Genomic DNA, 19538 nt, shown 5'->3' with positions numbered 1-19538 from the left:
TATATTGGCCTTATTTTGACCAAAATCTATCATATATGAAGAGCCTGTTTCTAGCTCGAATAGGGCTACTTGGCCTGCTTTCCAGTGCATTGCCTACCGTTTCGTCTGCGCAAAACGCGGTGCCAGCATCAGCCAGCGAGTGGCAAATCGTGGGGCAAAATATCAACCCTGCCAATTATTACGGCATCACTGTAGCCAACGGTATGATTGGCCTGGTGTCGTCGCCAGAGCCGATGAAGGTGAAAGACGTGGTGCTCAACGGTGCCTTCGATACCTACGGACGCGGGCGGGTGTCGAACATTCTGAAGGTGTTCAATTTCGCCAACATGAACCTCGACGTAGACGGGCAGCGGATTGGGCCAAAAACGATTGCCAACTACCGCCAAACGCTCGATATGCAGAAGGCTGCGCTCACCACTACGTTCGATTACCAGAACAAAGTAAGCGTGAAACAGACCATTATGGCCCTGCGGCATCTGCCCTACTCAGCGCTGACAATGGTTGAGATTACGGCCAAATCTGCCTGTGAAATCAGCCCGATGTCGGTGCTCGAATCACCAGAAAATTTGAAGGAGGTCAAGAATTTTTACTCCGAAATTGATCGGCCTCACGTGACCATCCGTCTGCTGACGTCGGTGGCCAAAAGCCCCTCAGGCAAGCACACGGTGGCGGCTTCGACCTCGTTTATTTTCGAAGAACCCCACGGGCAGGAGCCAGAAGTGATCCACGAAGACTGGGACTACAACATGCACCTGGCCAAGTTTAAGAAGCAACTGAAGGCGGGCGAAACCTACCGGTTTAGCGTGGTGGGTTCGGTGTCTTCTACCGCCCACACCGCCGACCCGCACAACGAAGCTGAACGCCTCACGCTCTTTGCCGCCCTGGAACGTACGCCGCGCCTGCTGACCCGCCACAACGCCGAATGGGACAAACTCTGGCAGTCAGACATCATTATCGACGGCGACCCTGATGCACAACGGGCTGTACGTCAGGCGCTTTACCACCTCTACTCCTTTGCACGGGAAGGCACGGCCTACAGCCTCTCGCCCATGGGGCTGTCGGGGTTAGGCTACAATGGGCACGTATTCTGGGACACCGAACTATGGATGTACCCCCCGCTGCTGATGCTGAAACCGGAGATTGCCAAGTCGCTGCTCGAATACCGGTTTGAACGGATGAGCATGGCCCGGCAAAATGCTTTTAGCCATGGTTACCAGGGCGTTATGTTTCCGTGGGAGTCAGACGCCGACGGGCAGGAGGCCACGCCCGTTTGGGCCTTAACGGGACCATTCCAGCATCACATCACGGGCTGCATTGGCTGGTCATTCTGGAGTTATTATCAAGCCACGAAAGACAAAGAATGGCTCCGCACGCGGGGATATCCGCTGCTGCGCGAGGTGGCCGATTTCTGGAAAAGCCGCGTAGAGAAAGGGACCGATGGTCAGTTTCACATCAACAACGTGATCGGCTCAAACGAGTGGCAGGAGAACATCGACGACAATGCCTTCACCAACGGCATGGCCAAAACAGCGCTGCAATATGCCACCAAAGCCGCACAGGAGTTAGGCATCACCCCCGACCCGCAGTGGAACATAGTGGCGGCGGGCATACCGATCCTAACCTTTCCGGATGGCACGACCAAAGAAAACCGTACGTATGACGGGGTGACAATCAAACAGGCCGACGTGAACCTGCTGGCCTACCCGCTAAAAATAATCACCGACGAATCCCGGATTCAGAAAGATCTGGCTTACTACGGCCCTCGCTACGCGCAGGACGGCCCCGCAATGGGCTGGTCGACACTCTCAGTGCTCAACACACGTCTGGGTGATGCCGAGAAAGGCTATGAGTGGTTTATTCGGAGCTACAAACCCAACGAGGTGCCGCCTTTCAGCGTAATGGCCGAGACAGCCGGTGGTACCAACCCCTATTTTGCCACGGGCGCAGGCGGTATGCTACAGGCCGTGCTCAGCGGCTTTGGAGGCCTCGACATCACTGACGCGGGCATTAGTCAGCTCAAAAGCAAGCTTCCTAAGAAATGGAAGTCGCTGACTATTAAAGGTATAGGAACTGATAAAAGAACGGTAGTGGTGAAACAGTGAACAATTATCAACGTAGCCAGCTACCTACCATTTGCTCAGGGTAGCTGGCTACGTTGATAATTGTTCATTGATAATTGTTCGCTGTACTTATTTCCACTGTCCTTCAGCTGCGACGGGCACGGCTCGTTCAACGCTGACAGTGGCTGACTGAACAACGGTGTTTCCCAAGGCGATGTAGATAAGTTTGAGCGCCTGTTCAATGCGGTTCCAGCCTTCGTCACTACGCAGGTCGATACCAGCCATTGGGCGGTTATTATCGGCTAGTAGTGTCATGTATGACATGGCAGCAATGGTGACGGCCGATACGGCCTGCACGTCGGCTCCGCCTACATACGAGAGTTGGCCAATCAGTCGCTGCGTTTCTTCATCAATAGCTTTGCTGGCAGCTTCGGCCAGGGAGTCATTGCTGATAATGTTGGCTTTTAATAACTCGCGTGCTGCCTGACTAGTCCGAAACTGGCGAAATATCTGAGTAAGCTGCCGGTACCAAACCCGGCCCAAATCAGTGTCATTGACGGGGCGAAGTTGCGCCAACACAGCCGGTGTAAAGGTGGGAAACAAGGTGCCCCGCTTGGTATAGTGGTCTACGAGGCCCTCCAGGCCACCGAAATAACGGTATATCAGTACTTTGCTTACGCCAGCCCGCTCGGCTACTCGGTTTACACCAACATGTTGTAAGCCTCGTTCTGCCAATACCTCCTCGAAAGCGTCGAGGATGCGCTGTGTGGTTTTGGCGCGGTTTCTCTTTGTCTTTTCCATTTAGGTTTACGCCCTACGTTTAGGAACCTTGGTGAGACGGAGATCATTTACAAAAGTCACCAGTAGCTTACTACACTATCGATTATTTTACAACTAGTTCAGCAGTAGGCAACTCCATGTTTTACAATACCGTACGGCCGACCACTAACGACGAACGGCTACTGCACAGCCGACCCGGAGACGGACGGCATCTTGATCGAGGTCTGCGTACGCCGGGGGTTGCCGTCGGCATAGGGTAGCGGCACTAGGATTAACACCGAAGTACCCTTGTCTGACGCGCCCTGCCATTGAATGGTGCCCTTCAGCATGGCCACCCGCGACTCAATATTGCCAATACCCAGCCCCTGCCGCACCCGTTCATACACAAAGCCCTGCCCGTTGTCGGCGTAGGTGAGCTGGATACGGTCTTCCCAGTACCGGCACGAAATATCGATTTGGCTAGCGTTGGCGTGTTTCAGCGTATTATTAATCAACTCCTGCACAATGCGGTAGAGCATCAGCTCGGTATCAGCAGGCAGGCGATTGAGCGCGGCATCAAGTACCAGACTAGTCTGAATAGCACCCGTTGACCCAATCCGCTCCAACAGCTCCTCCAGCGCCGGACCAAAGCCATACTGAGCCAGCGTACGGGGGTTTAGCTCCCGCAATAGGTCACGCACATCGCTGATGGTATCGTTGATGAGTCCGTTGATGGCATTGCGGAGGTTGCGGGGCACTTCTTCGTCACCAGCAAACCGCGCCAGTTGGGTAGTGTACAGTTTCAGGGTAGCCAGCCTCGTACCGATCTCGTCGTGCAGGTCGCGGGCAATGTCTTGCTTAGCCTGCTCCTGCACATTAAATGCCAGCCTAAGCTGATCGGCCTGCTGACGACGCAGTTGTTCTTCGCGGTGGCGTACCCAGTATACAGCCAACCCACCCAACGCAGCCAGCAGGCTAATCAGAAACGGGAGGGTGCGCCAAAACGGCGGACTAATATGGATAGCCAGGCGCTGAATACGATTGCTCCAGTGACCGTCTTTGTTGGCCGCCCGTACCTCCAGCGTGTAGTCGCCGGGAGGCACGTTGGCGTAGCGCACATAGTTTTTTTCGCCTGCTTTTACCCAATCGGTATCATACCCATCCAGTCTATACGAATACTGATTGTGGGCTTTGCTCTGGTAATCGACAGCCGAAAATTCAAGCGAAAACGTATTCTGTGCACTACTCAAGTCTACACGTTTGGCCTCGCTGATCGGCGCTTCAGGTTGAAATGGCTCTTCATTCACCCGAAGGTTGTAGAAATACACCGGTGGATTCGACCGAATGCTGCGGTACAGTTCGGGGCGGCAGCTGTTATAGCCGTTGACACCGCCAAACAGCAGCAGTCCATTGCGGGTTTTCAACAGCGCATTACCGTTGAATTCAAGACCTTGGAGGCCGTCGCTCAAGTCGAAATTTTTGAAATGGTGCGTGGTTAAATCAAATCGCGAAATACCCCGGTTGGTACTCATCCAGAGGTTGTTATCCCCATCGGCCAATACACCATAGATGAAGTCGTTGGCCAGGCCGTCGCGCTCGGTATACGTGATGAGGCGTTTATTGGTCCGGTCAAGCATGGTCAGGCCCTTATCTGTTGAAATCCAGAGAGCATTGCGGGCGGTGTCATCATGAAAATGGAGCACTGTATAGCCCGGTAACCCTGTCATTAACAACTTCCAGGGAGCCGAGGACCCCGGCGGGGGCAACGCGTAGCAGCTAAACCCGTTGAGGTAGGTACCCACCCAAAGCTGCCGCCGCTGAACGTCCCAGTAGAAAGCAAACAGATTGGCGTTGGCCAGGTAAGGCAATTTTTGCCAGCGGCGTTGGGCCAGGCTTAGCTGAAAAATACCATCTTCGGTGGCCGTGAGCAGTGTATCGGCACTGATCGATACCAGGTTACGGGCATAGTTTTCGGCAATGTCGGCGTCTGCTACACCCGTAGGCGAGAAGGGAAATAATTCGAACGAGTCGGTGCCGGGATGAAACAGATAAGCGCCACCTACCGCACCCACCCACAACCGTTTGTAGGGATCGGTATAGAGTTGTTTCACCAGCTTATGCATGGGCAATTGACTACGGGCGTGGTTGGTCATATACTGACGCATCACCTGCCCTGTTTGCTGATTCAGCACATTGATGCCCAGTTCAGTGGCTATCCAAAGCGGCGGTTCCAGCAAGGCCCGGTCGGCGGATGAGGCGGCATATTCGGCAAAGCCCCGGACAGTGTAGTTAGATAAATGCGGAACCGTTTTGTCTGCTTCGGCACGAGTATCTTTGGTCATACCACCAAAAACAAACGCATCGGGTACCAGCTTCACCACGCCATTGGGGTCAACGTTAGCCCAGATTAGCCCCTGCCGGTCTACCATAATCTTGTTGATCTCGAACAGCCGAAGCAAACGGGCGGTACTGGCCGAGGCAGTGGTACTCCCGAAAAGCCGCGTCCGTTTGTCGAAATACAGAATGCCCTGTTGTTGTGTGCCCAACCATAGCCGTTCATTCTGATCTTCGTCGAGGCTATAGATAGGACTTAACGGCGTGGTGCCAGCCACAGCATAGGTCCGCGCCACCCCGGCCCGATAATCGAACCGGATAAGGCCCGCTACCGTACCAATCCAGGCAACATTGTCTCTATCAATATGAAATGAAAATACGGTCTGTGACGACCCAAAAGCGTTTTCAGGGTGATTGCTAAAATACCGAAACAGTTGTCTGGAAGCCAGATTATAGCGAATCAGTCCCGTTGATGCATGTAACCAGACATCACCTGCCTTCGTAAATACAGTAGAGCTTTGCAGGTCATATTCATGCTTTGGTTTCAGCGACGCATTCAGTACATGCTTAGTTCGTTTTGTCAGGTCTACCCGTACCAGGCCCTCGTCGTCGCTGAGGTACAGCAGTTCAGCGGCATTGGCGAAAAAGGGCAGCGTACGGCAGGGCGTAGGGCGCATTCCGGGTTTGGGCGCGTGGGCATAGTAGCAGGTGAAGCGGTCGTGTTTCCGGTCGTAGTGGTTCAGTCCTTCTTCTGTGCCCACCCATAAATCGCCGCTGCCGTCTTCAACGATGCCAAAAATATTGACACCCCGAATCTGACCGACCCGGCGGTCGCTGGGCCGGTAGGTCCGAAACCGGTGGCCATCGTAACAGTTCAGCCCATCCTGTGTGCCAAACCACATGAACCCCCGCGAATCCTCAATAATGTAGTAGACCGACCCCTGCGTAAGCCCATTTTCGACGCTAATATGATCGACCCGAAAACGGGCAGGTGGCAGTAGTGGTTCAGCCTCGACCACACCAGACAGCATCAGCCAGGCCAAAAGGCAAAGTAGCCACAATGGTGGCAGTTGCTGGCTGTTCATCCTCATGGTTAGGCCATAACGGCTTGTAAATGAACCGAATTATACGAATTTTCCGGCTTGAAAAATGACTCCTAAGCTAGTTATTTTCCACATTATCCATCCATCAAGTTGACTACAGAGCCAGGTTGTAAACAAGAAAACCCTTCGCCGAAGGGTTTTCCTGTTTATAGTATGTTGGTGCGTGGAAGCCGTCTGGGCTAGGCTTCACTGTTTCATTTCGGCATAATTGGCGTAGAAATATGGGATCGTTTCAATGCCTTTGTAGAAGTTGAACAGGCCGTAGCTTTCGTTGGGCGAGTGCAGGGCGTCGCTGTCCAGGCCGAAGCCCATCAGGATGGTTTTGATGCCCAGTTCCTGCTCAAACAAGGCTACAATGGGAATACTGCCGCCACCTCGGGTTGGAATTGGTTTTTTACCCCAAGCCTGCTCAAACGCCCGGCTGGCCGCCTCAAACTCCACCGAATCCGTTGGCGTTACGTAGGGCAACCCGCCATGGTGGGGCGTCACGGTCACATGCACCGACTTGGGCGCAATAGCCTCAAAATGAGCCTTGAACAAGGCCGTAATCTCGTCGGGGGTTTGGTTGGGCACCAGCCGCATACTGATCTTGGCTGACGCTTTCGAGGGTAGCACCGTCTTGGCACCGGGACCCGTGTAGCCGCCCCAAATGCCGTTTACGTCCAGCGTAGGCCGAATCGACGTGCGCTCGTTAGTCGAATAGCCCGCCTCGCCCATTACATCACCGATACCGAGGTCGCGTTTATACTCATCCAGGTCGAAGGGTGCTTTGGCCAGTTCGGCGCGTTCGGCATCGGTCAGGTCGGCTACGTTGTCGTAGAAACCGGGAATGGTGATGCGGCCCTGCTCATCTTTCAGCGAAGCAATCAGTTGGCAAAGCACGTTGGCCGGGTTGGCCACGCCCCCGCCATACACGCCTGAGTGCAAATCGCGGTTGGGGCCGGTCACTTCCACCTCCACATATGACAGTCCCCGCAACCCCGTCTCCAGTGAGGGCACGTCGTTGCTGATGATGCTCGTGTCGGAAATCAGGATCACGTCGGCGGCGAGTTTGTCGCGGTTAGCCGCCACAAAGGTGCCCAGGTGTTCTGAGCCAACTTCTTCTTCGCCCTCAATCATCACTTTCACGTTGCAGGGCAGGCTGTTGGTAGCCAGCATAGCCTCCAGCGCCTTGATGTGCATATAAAACTGCCCCTTGTCGTCGCAGGCGCCCCGGGCATAGATACGCTCGTTGCGAATAGTAGGCTCGAAGGGCGGCGTATACCAAAGCTCGTAAGGATCAGCTGGTTGCACGTCGTAATGACCATACACCAGCACCGTTGGCTTAGCCGGGTCGATCATCTTTTCGGCGAAAACGATGGGGTGCCCCGCCGTGTCGATCACCTCGGCGTTGTCCAGCCCGGCATCGGCCAGCCGGTCACGCACAAACTCGGCCGCCCGGCGCACGTCGGCCGTAAACTTGGCATCGGCCGATACCGATGGAATACGAATCAGGTCCAGCAGTTCATCCAGAAACCGCTGTTTGTTGTCGGAGAGATAGGTTGCGAGCATCTATTTCGTTTTTTTCATCTTAATCAACACGGTGCGGCTTTCGTTGCCCTGGATGATGCGGCCAATGTTCTTTTTGTGGGTGATCACCACCATCAAAAATACCCCAAAACCAAAACCGATCAGCAACGGGTTTTCGGGTTGGCCAAATGCTCGGAGCAGCAGTAGTACCGGAAAGGCCAGCGCCGCCAGCATTGACCCCAGCGACACATATTGCGAAGCGATCACCACCAGCAACCAGACGCCAATGCATACCGCCGCCACGTCGGGCCGGATGGCCAGCACCATGCCCAGCAGTGTGGCCACGCCCTTGCCCCCCCGAAAATTAGCAAACAGGGGGTACAAATGGCCCAGCACGGCCATGAATCCGAAAATGAGGGCGCAACCCAGCAATTCGGTTTGGGTTAGTCCTTCGTTACGCAACAGATAAGTAAGCGAGGCCGCTGCGAATCCCTTCAGCACGTCTACCAGCATGACCACGGTACCCGCCCGTTTGCCTAACACGCGGAACGTATTAGTGGCACCCGCGTTGCCACTCCCGTGCTGCCGAATGTCGATGTTGAAAAAAGTTTTGCCATACCAAACTGCCGTAGGTATAGATCCCAGCAGGTAGGCAAGCAACAGCGCGACACAAAAGAGCAAGGTCATTCGAGGAACAAACAGGGATAACTGTATGACGTATGGGTGTGTTTATCCTACAAAAATAGTCTATTTCCCGCCTACTACCACCTCAATCAGGCTTCCCTCTGCCATATACGTCTGGGCCATCTGTTGTACGTCGGCGGCGGTCACGGCCCGGATTCGGGCAATGTAGTGGCTCAGAAAATCGGTGGGGAGGCCATCGAGCAGGATCAGTTTGTAGCGGTCGGCAATCTCGAAGGGGGTGTTCAATGAGCCTACAAACTCACCGGCCATGTAGTTTTTCACGGTCATCAGTTCGCCCTCGCCCACGGGTTCGGTTTGTAATAGCCGGATCTCTTTCCAGACCTCGTCGATAGTTTGCTGGGTGAACTCGCGCTTCACATCGGTACCGATCATGAACTGCCCGGCTTCGCGAAAAGCCCCTACGTTCGACGAAATACCGTAGGTGTAGCCTTTCTGTTCGCGGATGTTTTTCATCAGCCTTGACCCGAAATAACCACCCAGTACCTCGTTCATTACCAGCATCTTATGAAAATCGGGGTGGTTGCGCTTGAACAGCGTCCGGCCCATGCGAATAGACGATTGCAGACTACCGGCCTTCTCAATCAGTTCAGCAGCGGGGTCGGTTGTAATAGTTGGTGTGGGCATAGCTTCGGTGCTTGCCGGGCCAATGGGCAGCGCACCCAGATACTGGTTTATCAGGGCTACTTCGGTGATGCCTACCTGCCCGGCCAGCAACACCCGAAACGGTTGCAGCCGAATGCGCCGTTCGTAGAAGTTCCGGGCATCGGCGGACGTAAGCCGCGCCACACTGTCGGGCTGCTGACTACGCCCGTAGGGGTGCGCCCGGCTGAACAGTTTTTCGCGGAAACGCACCGACGCTACGTGGCTTGTTTTCTCGAAATTGACTTTCAGGTTTTGCAGCGTCATGGTGCGCAGATCCTCAAATTCTTTTTCGGGATAGGCCGCTTCGGTGAGCAGTTCGGCCATCAGCGGCAGCACATTGGGCAGGTGCTTGGGTTGGCAGTATACCACCAGGCTCCCCCGGTCGAAGCCGTTGTTGAGTTCCAGAAACGCGCCATACTGGTCAAACGCCTCGCTGATCTGCGCCGACGTGCGGCTTCGGGTACCTTCGCCCAGCATTTTCCAGGCAAAAAACGCCGCCCCCGGCTGCTCGTCCGGCTCAAACCACGACCCCGCGTCGAAGTTTACTTCCACGCGCATCACGGGCTGCTGGTCAAAGGCAATGAGGTACAACGGGGCACCATTATCGAGTTGCTGCGTATCGACAGCCACCAAACGGGCATCGTTTACGGGTTGGTAATCAGGAGCTTGTGTGCGGTCTAGAAGCATAATAAAAAAACCGGCAACCCATTTGCATGAGCTGCCGGTGTTATTTATGGGGTAAGGTAGACTAATTAGTATCGGCAGTTTCAGTGTCTTCTGCTACGCGCTGCCCTTTGTTGAAATTAAACAGCAGCGACAGCCGCAGGGTATTGGCTAGTGGACTACCCGACCGAACAGGCAACAGATACGAAAAATCGACCCCCAGCGTAGACAGCCGGGCACCAATACCCGCCGTTACATACTGCCGTCCTCCTTTTTCGATTGATTCGCCGAAGTAACCCACGCGGGCGGCAAACTGATCGTTGTACCAATATTCGGCCCCGGTAGAGAGGGTAATTTCTTTCAGCTCTTCTGAAAATCCACCCGGTGCGTCGGCGAAGGAGCCAAATACAGCACTAAAGAAGGGGCGGTTTGGGTCTTGTCCCCGCCTAATCGGTCGAACCCCGTTTACAGGATCACCGTATTCAGGCGGCGTGGGCACCATCAGTTTGTTGAGGTCAAGCACAAAGTTGAACTTGTTGTAGGTATCTACGTGGTAGGTAAATAAACCACCCAACCGGAAATTCGTAGGGATGTAGTACAACTCGGCACTGCCGTAATTGATCCGGCCACCCAGGTTAGAGATCATCAGGCCATATGCCCAGCTAACGCCTTTGCCCGTTACGGCATCACGCGATGAATTGTTGTAATAGGCGCTGATGTCGGCAGCGGCGGTAGAACCAGCTTCAATAGGCGTACCATTGACAGACGTGCCCGCTCCCAAGTTCGAGTTCAGGTATTTCAGGTTTACGCCCATCGAAAAATTCTTGGCCAGCCGCCGCGAATAACTTGCCGTAAGGGCGTACTCACGTGAGTTGAACGACCCCGCCGAAAGCCCTTGCGACGTGGTGAAGTTGATGGTACCCAGGTCGAAGTACAGCAGCGACAGACCAATGGCCTGGTCTTTTCCCAGCTTTTTATAACCCGAAAAGTAGCCATAATACATATCGCCGATGAGGTCGCGAAGCCAGGGGGTATACGAAACCGACGCACCGGCATCCTGTTTGGCATAGACCAGTTTCGAGGGGTTCCAGAAAATGGAGTTAGCATCGGCGTTATCGAGCGCCACCCCGGCATCGCCCAGCGCACCCGAACGGGCATCGGGCGTGAAGTTCAGAAAAGGTGTTGCCGAGTTGGGCACACGTATGGGCTGACCAGACAGGTTTGTCCCCGTAGCTTGGGCCGATGCGGTGGTTAGTGAAATAAAGTAGCCTGCACCGAGCAAAAGGCAGGAAAAGATACGCTTCATAGAGTCAGTTCTAATGGCCGGTCAGTAAGCAGGCCAATGAGACCTGATGCTGCGACCGTCAAAAATACAAGGTTTCTGGTGTATAGAAAAAACGTTTAGTCTACTTTGAGTACACGACTGGTGGCGGTAGCCTGTTCGGCCGTTTCGTTGATAGTGGCACGGAGACGCAAGAGGTACATGCCAGTAGGTAACGGAAACTGTATACCATTCCACCCCTCTACAGTAACCGTGCCGGGGCAGTCGTAGCAGGTTTGCTGCCGCTCAGTCAATATCCGTCCTTTCAGATCGGCTAGTTGCCAGGTGAGCGTCAAATTTTGGCCGGGGCGGTTGTGCAAAAACTGCCACTGACCCTGCTCGCGCATTGGATTAGGCACAGAAACGAGGTTTTGGAGGCTCATTGGGGGCTGGTCCGATACGCTAAATGTCAACGTGGCATCGGCGGGATTATTGTTAAGATCGAATACCCGCACCCGCACCAGGTAGGTGCCCGGAGTCAGATCACGCACCGGAAAAACAAATTCGCCACCCCGCCCGTCGGCCGTTCCGCTGTAGTAATCGGCAATGCGCACGGGGGCGTTGTTGTCAAGTTGCAGTGTGGGGCCGTGGTTAGCCGTGGTCTGCGTCAGGTTCACGCCAGTGTCGTCGGCCACCTGCACACGCACATTCACCACCGGGCCGGGCACCTGCGGGCGGGTGGCGGCGGGGTCGGCACCCACCAGCGAGAGCGTCAGGCTGGGTGGGCGGGTATCGGCAGGCAGCGTACTTTTTCCACCAAAAACAAGGCTCTGGTAACCCCCAACGGCATCAGCAGTGCTGTCGGCTCGGACGGCATAGGCATACACCCGGCCAAAGCCTACCGCCGGATTCACGTCGGCCGGTACGGTAAACGCCACCGAAAAACGACCCTGTTGCACCAGGGCATTGCCCGCATAGAGTACACTTTCATAGGCACGGTACGGAAACGGATTCGTGCGCTCGGTGCCGCGCGTGAGCAGGTTGAGGGGTTTGTCATAGACCACCACGCGCACCGTGCCGTTGAAACCGGTCTGAAGCTGAGCCGTTGTCAGGGTTCTTACCTCGCCCGAAAGCGTTACGCGCTGACCACCGCTCAGGGTATCTGTTTTTAGCTTCGCTAACTGGTCAGCCCGGAGGGTGTCGAGCCGCACGGTGGGAGTAGCCCGGCCATTCACCTGCGTAAACGCCACTGACAGCCGGGGCGCGGCCATGGCCATAGAGGGGTCGCCGAGGAGGGTAAAATTTCGGTTCAACACGTCGCTAAAGCTGTTGTTTTTAGTATCCCGCATTACGTCGCCCAGCCGCAGAATCTTGCCCTCTACGGCTTTAAAAATGGCTCCGTAGAAGGCTGTGTTAAGCATGAAATTGGTATTAGCATACACCGGACGGGCGGTGGTGAGTAGCCCAATGGCCCCGCCCCGGTCCAGTTGCGCCAGTTCGGCCCCCGACACCACGCTGGGGTCGTCGTAGCGCCCAAACTGGCAGGTAGCCGTCACGAAGAGCGGCAACCGGGTGTTTTTCCATGACAAAATATCGCCAACGGTCAGAATCTGTTCCTGCGCCCAGCCTGTGGTGCCGCCGTGTCCGGCATAGTTGATAATGAGCCGCCCCTCATCTACGGCACGGTTAACGGTCTGATTCACCAGGGGCGCTCGCTCCGTAATGTAGTTGGCGGGCTGACCGGGTAGCTGAATGGTATCTTGTTTAAAGGTATCCAGAAACAGACGTTGGGGCCTTAGTTCGGGGTGGTGGCGCTCTACCAGACTGGCCAGTTGGTCGGCCTGCTCCTGGTGGATGTTGCCGTCGCCGTCGTCGGCTACGAGCATCAGGCGGGTGCGCCAGTCGCCCAGGAGGCGGGTATCGGAGGTGTATCGGATGAGCTTATCCACCACGTTGCGGGCTTCGGCGGGGGTTTTCACGGCCAAACGCCCCACCCCAATGTCGAGCGGGTGGTTGCCGGACGCATTCTCTACCCATTCGCCGGCGTCGTCCTGCAAAAACCCAAAATAATCGTCAGACGTGAAGCTCCGCACCGGGTCGAGCGACTCGCGACTTTCGTAGGTAGGAATCAGGTTGGGCAACTGCGCGGGCGTGACTGACAATGTTTTGTTGCGGTAGTCGAAACTGGCGTCGCCCATGAGCAGCAAGTAGCGCAGGGTGCCGGGCTGTTTTTTATCGAAATATCGGCAGGCATCGCGCAGGGCCGTGGGGTCGGTTTGGCCCGACGAAAATTCGTTGTACACCTGCGCCGTGGTGACTACCAGCACCGTCAGGTTATCATTCCTGCGCCGAAAGCCAGCCAGCCGCTCGGCCTGATCGCGCCAGGCATCGGGTGTGATTATGAGCAGGTTAGGCGTTGTAGCCGCCCGGATATTCTGGTTTGGCAGCGCTTTCACCGACACCGGGGCACCAGCCATCGCCAGCGTGTGCAGCAAAAACGCCGAACTATCCGGAGCCGACCAGGTAGCCTGGCCGTTAGTCAGCGTGTAGGCCTGTTGAACGGGCTGAGTGACGTTGGTGATGTTCCAGATCAGCAAATCGATGGTGGCCTGTTTGGCGATGTACTGCCCCGCCCCACCCCGCACGGTAGCGGGCCGGTCATATTGCCGGATTTCGCGGGGGGTCTGGATACTGAAATAATCCATGTAGGCCGCACCACCGCCGTTGCCATCCCGGTTAAACGTGATCGTAAAACGTAGCTCGTCTGTCGCAGTGGGCAATACCGACCGACTAACCAGTTGCCGATACGACCCGCGCGGCGCGAACTCATAGGCACTGACGCTATCGAATTTGGCTGTGCCCAGGTCGGCACTGTTCAGCGACAATGAAACCGACGAACTCCGCGGGGCCACTCCCACCATAGTCAGCGCCACAATACTCGGCGCACCCAGCACCCGCCCCGGCACCATAAACGGAAAAATCTGCTGCGGGTAGGTGCCAAAATAATCGCCCCACCACTGCCGCCCCGAATTGGTCAGCGTGGTGGTGTCGCGTTCGTAGAAATCGTAGTGGTCGTAGGTAGTGATGACCCGGTTGTTTGGCGGCGCACCTGCGGCTCGCGTGGTAATGCGCTTGCCGGGACCGTCGGTAATGGTCAGGAAATAAAACGCGGTGTCGGCATAGGGGTTAAGCTGATGACGCAGGCGTTTCTCGGCCTTGTCGAAATAGACCGTTTTGGGTCCGGCGGCGTAGAAATAAAGCGCGTCGGCGGCATCTAACCGGCCATCGCTTTCGCCCGTTATCTGAATCGCGTTTTCGGTCAAGTCTGTGGCGCGGGGGGCACTGTTGGCCTGTGGCAGCGGGGCACCACCATTGCCATAGATGCGAAACTGACGCGGGTCGGCGGTTTTAAAAACAGGGTCAAGCTGCGTCAGCGTAGCATAATCCAACTTATACACCCCCGTTCCCAACACCCCAATTTTAAACCATTTGCCCGTTTGCAGCACGGATTGGGCTTTTAAAGGAATGAACAATGAACAATGAACAATGAACAATGTGAGTGACCATTGGCATAACCTCATCCGTATATCTGAAGCTGCTGTTAACGCAGAGAGCCTATGCCAGATAGTCATTGTACATTGTGCATTATTCATTGTGCATTCAATACTTCCACCCGCACGTCGGCCAGGATGGCGTAGGAGCGGCCGGTGCGCACTTCTTTACAAACGACGCGCGTACGCCGGAGCTTACCCCGCACGAAGGTTTTTTTCTGAAATACAAAGGGTTGCCCGTCAGGCAGCGTCCAAAGGGGTTTCCCAACGTTAACAACGCACTGTTTGTCAGTCAATTGCGTTGACGCAGGGTCATATTGGCGAAGCGCCTGCCGCAGGGCAGGGTGCCCGGCTGTGGTGGCAGCAGGCTTCTGAAAATAGCGTTGCAGCAACGGCAGCAGATCAGGCGGAAAAACGGCCTCGGTGAGCAGCGGGGTCATCAACCGCTGAAACATAGTCTGCCAAATTTTTCCGTGCGGCGGTCCCGGCCGTTTGTAGGTACGGTACACCGCACAGTGGGCCACCTCATGCACGTACGTTAGCAGGAAGGCGTAGGGGTTCAGGTCGGCGTTGACAGTGATGTGCATCGACCGGTCGGGCAGCACACGGAAATCACCGAAGCGGGTGCGGCGGGGCCGCACCACCCGAAACTGAAAGGGGTATTGAACGTGGAGTTGCTCGCAGTAGGGCAAGGCAACCGCCGGAATATGGGACGTGAGTAGGTGCAGCAACGGTGTAAAAAAAAAAGCCCTACGAAAATAGGGCTTTTTGAGTAGTTGCCGGTGGGCAACGAATTACTTCTTCGCGCTGTCGGCAGGGGCAACGGCTGACATCGAAGCAGACGCTGAGTCAACAGCGGCCTTAGCCGACGTGTCAGCAGCGGCGGCTGATGAGTCAAGCGCTGCAGCCGTTGAATCGACAGCGGCTTCTTCCGTCTTGGGTTTGCTTTGGCAAGCGGCGAACGTCAGAACGCTGCCTACGAACAGGAGGGCGATAATTTTTTTCATGGTACTCGTCTTGGTGGCTTTAAAGTTTCCGCCGCAAAAGTAGCTACTGCCTTGGTTATGTGCAATATAGAGGGCCAAAATCTTTTCAAAACGGCCTGTTGTCTTGAAAAATTACAGAAAACTAGTTCTATAGAGTTCGGCTAGAAAGTGTCCTGATCCTGTCGATTCGTGCGCGATTTTATGCGGTCATACACGCCCGTACTACGGAAGGTGAGCAGCTTATGGCCAAAGAAATTGGCCAGGAAACTTAGGCCCATACCGACCACGTGTGACCCTGTTTCGCGCCAAATTTTAGACAGGCCGGGGAAGAGCGGATTGGCCACGTATTCTAGTGTCAGCTTGGCTACATATACCTGTACAATTAGCGCCACACCAGCTATGATCAGAAATTTAACTGCTTCTCGCTTCGTGTTACCTGTATTACCAGCGGCAAAGGCATATTTTTTGGTGGGAATGAACGTTAGCACAGTGGCCGTGAGGTAGCCAAATAAAACGCTCGTACTGTAGTCAATGGTAAAAAATTCGCGGTAGAGAATGCGACTCACAAAGTTGATGGAGGCACCGAGCAACGCCGTCAGGAAGAAGGAGAAAAACTCCCGTGGCGCTTTGTATTTGTCTGTCTGCACGATGCTGATATCAACTGGCTGCACGATGAATGAATTGGGGTTGGTCCGTTTAATGCCGCAAAGGTACAGACCGGCGCTTTTTTCAACTCAATTAACTTACCTGACTGAGCTAACGGGACAATTGGGAGTTGGTGGTCTGTAGTTGGTGGTTTGTAGTTGCTTCGCGCTCTAGGCCCCTCGACTGCGCTCGGGGTGACAAGCCGCTAAGCAATCCTCTTGAGTTGAATCTAGTTCCCTGTCACCCCGAGCGCAGTCGAGGGGCCTAGAGCGCGAAGCAACTACAAACCACCAACTACAAACTAAATCCCCCCTTGAAATAAGTTAGGCAGCAAGCCTAGTAGTAACGTCAGCACCGTAGCGGCAATCAATACAATTTTATAGAACGGTGCCACGCGAATTTCGTCTGTCTGCCCCTCTCGGAAGTACATAGCAATGACCACCCGGAAATAATAGTAGATACCCACCGCCGACATCAGCACGGCCACCACCAGTAGCCAGATAGCCCCACGGTCGGCGGCAGCTGAAAAGACCATAAACTTACCCCAGAAACCCGCCGTGAGCGGAATGCCCGCCAGCGACAGCATAGAAACAGCCATAACAAAGCCCAGGAGTGGGTTTTTCCGGGCCAGGCCGTTAAAGGCATCGTAGTTTTCGTCGGTGCGGGCCAGCGTGGTTTGGTCACCGAAGGCTACTGCGTTGAGCGGCCTATTGCGAGCCACCAGCATCAGTACGCCAAAAGCAGCAATGGTTGACAACGAGTAAGCCAGTGAATAAAACGCAATCGCCTGCTTCGACGCCTGCGACAAGCCCACCAACCCAACGAGCAAATAGCCCGCGTGTGAAATACTAGAATAAGCCATCATGCGCTTGAAACTGGTCTGGTACACCGCCGTAATATTGCCGATAAGCAGCGTGAGCACCGTCACCGCCGCCAGAGCCACCCACCAGAAGTTGTACACACCACTGAACGAAACCGTCAGGATGCGCAGCAAGGCCGCAAAACCAGCCGTTTTCACTACCGTCGACATATAGGCGGTAAAGAGCGAAGGTGCCCCGTCATACACGTCGGGGGTCCAGAAGTGGAACGGCGCCGCCGACACTTTAAATAGCATTCCGATGAGTAGCATAAACATGCCTACGTAGAACAGCAGCATGGACCCGCCCGCGTTGGTAGCCCCCACGGCATAGTTGCCAATACCCGACAGAACAAACGAGCCGGTGGCTCCGTAGAGCAGGGCCATGCCAAATAGCAAAATACCCGTGGCAAAAGCCCCCATCAGAAAATACTTCAGCGCCGCCTCGTTAGAGCGGAGGTTGCGCTTGTCGCTGCCTGTAAGGATGTACATGGCTACCGACAGGATTTCGACGCCCACAAAGAGCATAATCAGGTTTTCAAACCCGATCATCATGATGGCTCCCACCAGCGAAAACAATAGAATGGCGTAATATTCAGCCGGTTGCGCGTCTTCGTCATCGGCCAGACTTCCCGACAGGGCTACCACCATAAACGTAGACAGCAACACAATGCCGGTGAAAATCATGGCGAGGTTATCCACCAGCAGCATATCGCGGAAGTACATATACGTCTTTCCCCAATCCAGGAAATTAGTAACGAACGCAATCAGCACAAACAGCAGGGTAGCCGGCAGCAGCAACGCCCGCGATTTCTGAAAACCCAGAAACAGCAACGCAATGCCCGAAAGAGAAAGTAGAATGATGGGAAGCATCTGAAGGCAGTTTATTGTTTGCTGTTTACTGTCTTCTGTTTCTTTGCGGGTCAGTAGGCCGAGGGCGAAGCAACAGAAGACCGGGCGGCGGGCCGCAGTAAACAGCAAACAATAAACATTATTTAATGAATTGCATAAGGTTCAATACGGCGGGTTCGGTGAGTTTCAGGAACGAGGCGGGGTAGAGGCCCATCCAGAACACAAACACGCAGAGAATCAGGAGCACATAACTATCGCTGCCCGCCAAATCGGCAAAAGCGGCGGTGCGGGGCGCGGGTTGTCCGAACATACTTTTCTGGTACATCCGCAGCATATACACCGCTCCGAAGATGATGGTTAGCCCAGCCGCCAGGCCGATATAGTGGTTGTAGCCATACACCCCCGCCAGCAATAGGAATTCGCCCACAAAGCCGTTGGTCAGGGGCAGGGCCACGCTGCCGAGCAGGATAATGAGGAAGTAAACCGTGAGCCGGGGCGTGTTGCGCGTGATGCCGCCGAGTTGATCGAGTTGCCGGGTGCCGGTGCGCTGCAAGATCAGTTCGGCAATGAAAAACAGGCCCACCACGTTGATGCCGTGCGCCAGCATCTGAATCAGCGCCCCCTGCAAGCCCATCTCCGACCGCGAGAACACACCCGCCGCCATCAGGCCCACGTGCGAAAACGACGAATAGGCAATGAGCCGCTTCATGTCGCGCTGCCGAATGGCGATGATAGCCCCGTAGACAATGCCGATCACCGCCATGATCATGGCGGTGCTGCCCCAAATGTTTACACCTTCTGGTACAACGGGCAGAATAAGCCGGATAAGGCCGTAGACACCCATTTTCAGCATGATGCCCGCCAACAGCATCGTGGCCGGGGTGGGCGATTCAACGTAGGTGTCGGGCTGCCAGGTGTGGAAGGGGAACAAGGGCATTTTCACGGCGAACGCAATAAAAAAGGCCCAAAACACCCAGCCCTGGGCTTTTGCCGGTAGGTTCAGGGCGTAGAAATCAGCAATGGCAGCCGAATGTACCCCGTTGACCAGAGGCGTTTGGCGGTAGAGATACACCAGGGCCACCAGCATGAGCAAGCTACCGAAGATGGTGTAGACGAAGAATTTGAAGGTGACCGCAATCCGGTTTTCGCCGCCCCACATGGCTGCCAGAAAATAAATCGGGATGAGCGCAGCTTCGAAAAAGAAGTAGAACAGGAACCCATCACGCGCCACAAAAACACCCATCAGCGCGGCCTGCATAAACAGGATTAGGGCATAGAATGAGGTAGGCCGGGCGTAGGTCTGTTTAAACGTCGAGAGAATAATAAGCGGCGTAACCAGGCCCGTGAGCACCACCGGCAGCAGGCTAATGCCGTCGATAGCCCCGCTCAGGCGCACCCCGCCCGTGCCGTTGGCGGCAGCCTCAAACCAGGCGTAGTCAAAACCGAACTGGTATTGATCGTTGGCAGCGAAGGTGAAAAAGGCCAGTCCCGCGATCAGCAATTCGCCGATGGCACCCACCAGGGCGGTGGTTTTGGCGGTGGCATTAGTAGATAACAGAACCGCTGCGGCCGCTACGACGGGAAATAAGACTAGAAATAACGTAAGCATAGT

13 protein-coding genes are annotated in these 19538 nt (G+C 55.1%); 1 reads left to right on the top strand and 12 read right to left on the bottom strand.

The genetic code is table 11. From position 1 onward, the window contains the following. The first annotated feature begins 35 nt into the window (after positions 1–35). Complete coding sequence (locus J2I48_RS20730) at positions 36–2102, top strand: kojibiose hydrolase (RefSeq protein WP_207337412.1); 2067 nt, start codon at positions 36–38, stop codon at positions 2100–2102. Between the two features lie 87 nt (positions 2103–2189). On the opposite strand, the gene J2I48_RS20725 is transcribed toward J2I48_RS20730, so the two are convergent. The 12 genes from J2I48_RS20725 to J2I48_RS20670 form a co-directional block, all read right to left on the bottom strand. Next, positions 2190–2861 (bottom strand): TetR/AcrR family transcriptional regulator, encoded by a 672-nt coding sequence (locus J2I48_RS20725; protein ID WP_207337411.1) that lies wholly within the window; start codon positions 2859–2861, stop codon positions 2190–2192. Positions 2862–3019: 158 nt separating this feature from the next. Next, entirely contained in the window at positions 3020–6238 is a 3219-nt protein-coding gene (locus tag J2I48_RS20720) for a ligand-binding sensor domain-containing protein (protein ID WP_229376569.1), read from the bottom strand. A gap of 204 nt (positions 6239–6442) precedes the next feature. After that, positions 6443–7807, bottom strand: a complete 1365-nt coding sequence (locus tag J2I48_RS20715) for a dipeptidase (RefSeq protein ID WP_207337410.1) — start codon at positions 7805–7807, stop codon at positions 6443–6445. After that, the gene (plsY, locus tag J2I48_RS20710) at positions 7808–8452 is read right to left on the bottom strand and encodes a glycerol-3-phosphate 1-O-acyltransferase PlsY (RefSeq protein ID WP_207337409.1); all 645 of its coding nucleotides are present in this window, start codon (positions 8450–8452) and stop codon (positions 7808–7810) included. Positions 8453–8512: 60 nt separating this feature from the next. Next, positions 8513–9799, bottom strand: a complete 1287-nt coding sequence (locus tag J2I48_RS20705) for a M16 family metallopeptidase (RefSeq protein WP_207337408.1) — start codon at positions 9797–9799, stop codon at positions 8513–8515. A gap of 61 nt (positions 9800–9860) precedes the next feature. Further along, a complete protein-coding gene (gene porV, locus J2I48_RS20700) occupies positions 9861–11081 on the bottom strand; it encodes a type IX secretion system outer membrane channel protein PorV (RefSeq protein WP_207337407.1) in 1221 nt (406 codons plus the stop codon). Positions 11082–11176: 95 nt separating this feature from the next. Further along, positions 11177–14569 (bottom strand): type IX secretion system sortase PorU, encoded by a 3393-nt coding sequence (gene porU, locus J2I48_RS20695; protein WP_207337406.1) that lies wholly within the window; start codon positions 14567–14569, stop codon positions 11177–11179. A gap of 116 nt (positions 14570–14685) precedes the next feature. Further along, positions 14686–15318 carry a SprT family zinc-dependent metalloprotease gene (locus tag J2I48_RS20690; protein ID WP_229376567.1) on the bottom strand — a complete coding sequence of 211 codons (633 nt, stop codon included), beginning with the start codon at positions 15316–15318 and terminating at the stop codon, positions 14686–14688. A 63-nt stretch (positions 15319–15381) separates the two neighbouring features. Continuing rightward, positions 15382–15594, bottom strand: a complete 213-nt coding sequence (locus J2I48_RS20685; protein WP_207337405.1) for a hypothetical protein — start codon at positions 15592–15594, stop codon at positions 15382–15384. Positions 15595–15734: 140 nt separating this feature from the next. Further along, the gene (locus J2I48_RS20680) at positions 15735–16244 is read right to left on the bottom strand and encodes a GtrA family protein (RefSeq protein WP_207337404.1); all 510 of its coding nucleotides are present in this window, start codon (positions 16242–16244) and stop codon (positions 15735–15737) included. Between the two features lie 275 nt (positions 16245–16519). Further along, the gene (locus J2I48_RS20675; protein WP_207337403.1) at positions 16520–17947 is read right to left on the bottom strand and encodes an NADH-quinone oxidoreductase subunit N; all 1428 of its coding nucleotides are present in this window, start codon (positions 17945–17947) and stop codon (positions 16520–16522) included. 118 nt (positions 17948–18065) lie between these two features. Next, complete coding sequence (locus tag J2I48_RS20670; protein WP_207337402.1) at positions 18066–19535, bottom strand: complex I subunit 4 family protein; 1470 nt, start codon at positions 19533–19535, stop codon at positions 18066–18068. Positions 19536–19538: the final 3 nt, after the last annotated feature.

Source organism: Fibrella aquatilis, assembly GCF_017353255.1.
Lineage (GTDB): Bacteria > Bacteroidota > Bacteroidia > Cytophagales > Spirosomataceae > Fibrella > Fibrella aquatilis.
The sequence above is the reverse complement of the archived record's forward strand: the minus strand, read 5'-3'. Positions and strand labels throughout refer to the sequence as shown.

What these genes read in the sequence shown, in the direction of transcription:
- J2I48_RS20730 (WP_207337412.1), top strand. Translation starts at nt 36, where the DNA reads ATGAAGAGCCTGTTTCTAGCTCGAATAGGGCTACTTGGCCTGCTTTCC.
- J2I48_RS20725 (WP_207337411.1), bottom strand. Translation starts at nt 2,861, where the DNA reads ATGGAAAAGACAAAGAGAAACCGCGCCAAAACCACACAGCGCATCCTC.
- J2I48_RS20720 (WP_229376569.1), bottom strand. Translation starts at nt 6,238, where the DNA reads ATGAACAGCCAGCAACTGCCACCATTGTGGCTACTTTGCCTTTTGGCC.
- J2I48_RS20715 (WP_207337410.1), bottom strand. Translation starts at nt 7,807, where the DNA reads ATGCTCGCAACCTATCTCTCCGACAACAAACAGCGGTTTCTGGATGAA.
- plsY (WP_207337409.1), bottom strand. Translation starts at nt 8,452, where the DNA reads ATGACCTTGCTCTTTTGTGTCGCGCTGTTGCTTGCCTACCTGCTGGGA.
- J2I48_RS20705 (WP_207337408.1), bottom strand. Translation starts at nt 9,799, where the DNA reads ATGCTTCTAGACCGCACACAAGCTCCTGATTACCAACCCGTAAACGAT.
- porV (WP_207337407.1), bottom strand. Translation starts at nt 11,081, where the DNA reads ATGAAGCGTATCTTTTCCTGCCTTTTGCTCGGTGCAGGCTACTTTATT.
- J2I48_RS20685 (WP_207337405.1), bottom strand. Translation starts at nt 15,594, where the DNA reads ATGAAAAAAATTATCGCCCTCCTGTTCGTAGGCAGCGTTCTGACGTTC.
- J2I48_RS20675 (WP_207337403.1), bottom strand. Translation starts at nt 17,947, where the DNA reads ATGCTTCCCATCATTCTACTTTCTCTTTCGGGCATTGCGTTGCTGTTT.
- J2I48_RS20670 (WP_207337402.1), bottom strand. Translation starts at nt 19,535, where the DNA reads ATGCTTACGTTATTTCTAGTCTTATTTCCCGTCGTAGCGGCCGCAGCG.